3 protein-coding genes, 1 pseudogene and 1 riboswitch are annotated in these 4041 nt (G+C 34.1%); all 4 genes and pseudogenes read right to left on the reverse strand.

Annotated features, from left to right (window positions below; genetic code table 11):
- Window positions 1–95 precede the first annotated feature (95 nt).
- Window positions 96–260, reverse strand: a pseudogene (locus tag J2S19_RS23495) (sigma factor); the annotation flags it as partial.
- A 279-nt stretch (window positions 261–539) separates the two neighbouring features.
- A complete protein-coding gene (locus J2S19_RS23500) occupies window positions 540–1049 on the reverse strand; it encodes a phosphoribosylanthranilate isomerase (protein WP_307347301.1) in 510 nt (169 codons plus the stop codon).
- A 201-nt stretch (window positions 1050–1250) separates the two neighbouring features.
- A complete protein-coding gene (locus J2S19_RS23505; protein ID WP_307347304.1) occupies window positions 1251–1511 on the reverse strand; it encodes a hypothetical protein in 261 nt (86 codons plus the stop codon).
- Between the two features lie 469 nt (window positions 1512–1980).
- Window positions 1981–3315 carry an amino acid permease gene (locus J2S19_RS23510; RefSeq protein WP_307347306.1) on the reverse strand — a complete coding sequence of 445 codons (1335 nt, stop codon included), beginning with the start codon at window positions 3313–3315 and terminating at the stop codon, window positions 1981–1983.
- 159 nt (window positions 3316–3474) lie between these two features.
- Window positions 3475–3552: riboswitch (glycine riboswitch) on the reverse strand.
- Between the last annotated feature and the right edge of the window lie 489 nt (window positions 3553–4041).

Genomic DNA, 4041 nt, shown 5'->3' on the forward strand with positions numbered 1-4041 from the left:
TTTAGCACATTATTTCAGAGAAGTATATATTGAATTCCGGAGGAATTTGGAAATGTTTGCGGTAATTGTGAGGATACAAAGTGACTGTTTACAGTGTAGGCCTTATAAATTGTATCTTGATAAATATCAAGGGCATCTTGCTCATTTTTTACGTACGAATAGGCCGTGCGATACAATTTATGGCGAACAGTACTAATCAATTGTTCGAATGCTTCATCATCACCTTTAGTTGCTTTTTGTACTAATTTAACTGTATCCATATAGATTTCCCCTCCTAATACACAATAAAGTCGAATGGGTAAGTGAAAACGTTGCAAACGATTAAAAAAATGCTGTAAAGGGACAATAACGTTTTTCCAATACCAACAACACAAGTAACCCCGTTCTAAAAATAACGGGGTTACTTTGTGTGTTCCGTATCGATTATTGTGTATATCTAGTATCCTTAGACTTGTAGCTCAATTAAAGGCCCGATTTTTAAACAAGTTAAACATCAATCTTAAACTAAACTTCGACGTTCCCAATTTTTAAAGCTCGTTTTATTTTTTGCTACCACCTATCATTCTATTTATAAAATCTATTTTACTAATATCTTTATTATTATTCTTATCTGCCCGATAACTATCCTTTGAAGAAGATTCGTAAACACGTAAATATTGACTAGCATTTAGTAAATAATAATTTGTTCCATCGAGTTGGTGTATCTCCAAGTCCTCTAATTGTATTCCTGAGAAACTTGGCAAAGTGTCAATAATTCCGAACTCTACTGATAATCCGTCTTTAGTGAATTCATGTTCATGCAAATCAATTAAGCTATATTCCATTGCATTCATTATGTTTACAATATCATCCCATTTATCTATATTAGATTCTGGCGGTACCTCCCATCCTCTTTTATCACCAGGGACATGAATATCTAAATCTTGTGCATCCCAACTCTTTCCTGTAACAATTTCTAATCCAACCGACCCCATTAACAATGGGATTATTTCTATTTTGTTTAGTTGTTTTGCAATGTTAATAAACTCTTTAAACTTGTGATTTTCCACTTATCTATGTAACCTCCAATTTTTTTATATCATCATACTCATTCTTAAACGATCATAAAGTACAATTAAAAATGCGATACTTCTTAATGGAGTATCGCACTCAATAGTAGTGTTTCTCACTATATACTGGGGAATTTCCCCTTTAACACATTAAACATTTATATATTTATTATTTTGAATATATTAAAGAGTTTCTAATTTTTAAAAATATAAGAAATAACCGATAACAATAAACAACACAATTGAAATGATTGACCTTATCCAAGTTACTTTTTTGCTAATATTTGCTTTTGATTCTAAATAGTTTATATAATTTATTATTAAAATAAATCCTAGAAAGGAAAAAATATATCCCTCTGTATCATTAGAGGCAAGATACCTAAGTGCCATTAATCCAACCAAGACACTACCTAACATACCAAATAACATACTTATATAAAGACCAGTTTTATTATTCTCCATCATCATATCCCCCCTGTTTCTCCTATCTAAATATAAATACGAAATATTGTAAGAAAAGTTTCATCTTCCTCAACTAAACCTTAATTACTTCAATATATCATTATACTCAATTTGCTTCAGTTGACTTTTGCACACCATCTATCATTCTATTTATTACCTTATATCTTTATTATTATGCTTATCTGCTCGATAACAACCTATGATGAAAATTCATAAACAAGTAAAAATTGGCTTGCATTTAATAAGTAGATAATACCTCTAATTGAAATCCTGCGAAATATGGTAAATTATCCATAATTCTAACTCAACAGATATTCCCAACCCATGTTCGTGCAAATCAATCAAACTATAATTCATTGAATTCATTACGTTCACAATTTCATTTATGTTTTAAAATTAATATAGGCGATATATATATCCTCATAAAGGGTAATATCAATTTTATACTGTAGTATGTATGAACTACCCATTATTTTTTAAAATAATCTATCACATACAACAAAACAAACCACAAAGGCGTCAACAACAACGCTACACGTGTCTCACTGGCAAACAGCATAATAATGAGAATCAAGCCAAACAGCGCTAACACTGCATAATTAATAAATGGAGTAAATGGTGCTTTAAATGTCGATTTTGCTTGTAATTCTGGTCTCGTTTTCTTATATATTATATGACAAATAAGAATAACTCCCCACACCCACATAAAGCAAATCGCACTGATCGTTGATACAATTCCAAATGCTTGTTCTGGAATCAGCTTGCTTAACAGTGCTCCAATTGATACGACAATTGTTGATACAAGCAACGCATGACTAGGAACATGATTTTTATTTAGCTTTTTAAAATTTGTTGGTGCTTGTTCACTTTTACTTAAATTAAATAGGATGCGACTTGTTGAGAATAATCCACTGTTACATGCAGAAGCAGCTGACGTTAAGACAACGAAATTAATGATTCCTGCAGCAATTGGGATCCCGACTAAGCTGAATGTTTTTACGAAGGGACTTTCCGTTCCATTTAGCTCTGTCCAAGGGTTAATACATAATAGGATGATGATAGACCCTACGTAGAAAAATAGGATTCGTAATGGAATCTTATTAATCGCTGATGGAATATTTTTCTTTGGATTTGCTGTTTCCGCGGCTGTTACACCGACTAACTCCACACCGACGAAAGCAAATAAGACCATTTGGAAGGATAGGAAGAAACCCGAAATACCGTTTGGAAAAAATCCTCCGTGCTCCCAAAGGTTACTTATCGTCACTGTTCCTGCATCGGTTTTAAACCCTATCACTAGCAAAACAACCCCAACGCCAATGAGAAACAGAATCGTGATGACCTTAATTAATGCAAACCAAAACTCTAATTCTCCAAAAAGCTTTACTGTTAAAAGATTGAACCCTAATAGAATCATTAAACAGATAATTGCTGGAATCCATTGTGGGATATCGAACCAATAACGGACATACACACCAACAGCAATAATATCTGCCATCGCGATCATGATCCAGCAAAACCAATACGTCCACCCTGTGATAAATGCTGCTCGAGGTCCAAGATAGTCCTCGGCAATGTCTGTAAATGATTGATAGCCTGCTTTAGACAGCAACAGCTCACCTAACGCTCTCATAATGAAAAAGACTGCAATCCCGACAATAAGATATGCAAAGATAATCGATGGTCCAGCCAATTGGATCGCTTTACCGGATCCTAAAAATAAACCAGTACCTATCGTACCTCCAATCGCTATAAGCTGCACATGGCGATTTGCTAAATCCCGCTTTAATTCTTGTTGTGCCAATTCTAACTCCTCCTAAAATACCAGCCAAGCCCATTTCATAACACAATGAGCAAAAAACTCCTCAAAAAAAGAGATCGGATGTCCTCCAAATCTCTTGGTCATAAGAATACTAAATACTATTTGTTTAGCTAACAAATAGCCAGATCACAAATAGAAATTCGATACTCTTCTGTCCTTTTGCCTGAGATTGTGAACCCTTCGGCGCCGCATCACTGCGGTCTCTCCAGAAGCTGCTCCTGCTATAGTTTTACCCATAGCATTCATAGCTGGTTATGATTTCATTTTACTTACAGAAAATTATTTTCAAATAATTTATAATTTTAATCCTCCTTCCATAGCTTGTCAATCTTTAGCTTGTAAAATTGTGTTGCACTGAGATTCTGATTTTCCATTGTTGTTCAATTCATAAGGAGAAGTGACCTGTATTTTTGCAATACTATTTGTGTTCTCCAATAGTAAAGCTTGAAATCAATTCATGTAAAACGGGAGTCTCGTCTACCTCATCATATTTGATTTATGATGCACCTTCCTTTCTCATGTAAATCAGATAATATCTAAGAAAATTCTACTTATTAAATGGAATATATTATTATTTCCCCCCTTTATAAAATCTACCCCATAATGTGAAGACCAAAATAGAGTAGGCGCATGAATTACTCATGCGCCTCTCACAGATCCGTACGTGCGGGTCTTCGCATACGGCTCCTCCATGTTTATCCCCTTTGG

This window comes from Metabacillus malikii (genome assembly GCF_030813355.1).
GTDB lineage: Bacteria > Bacillota > Bacilli > Bacillales > Bacillaceae > Metabacillus > Metabacillus malikii.

Coding starts and splice junctions, on each gene's coding strand:
- J2S19_RS23505 (WP_307347304.1), bottom strand. CDS start 1,511: ATGGAGAATAATAAAACTGGTCTTTATATAAGTATGTTATTTGGTATG.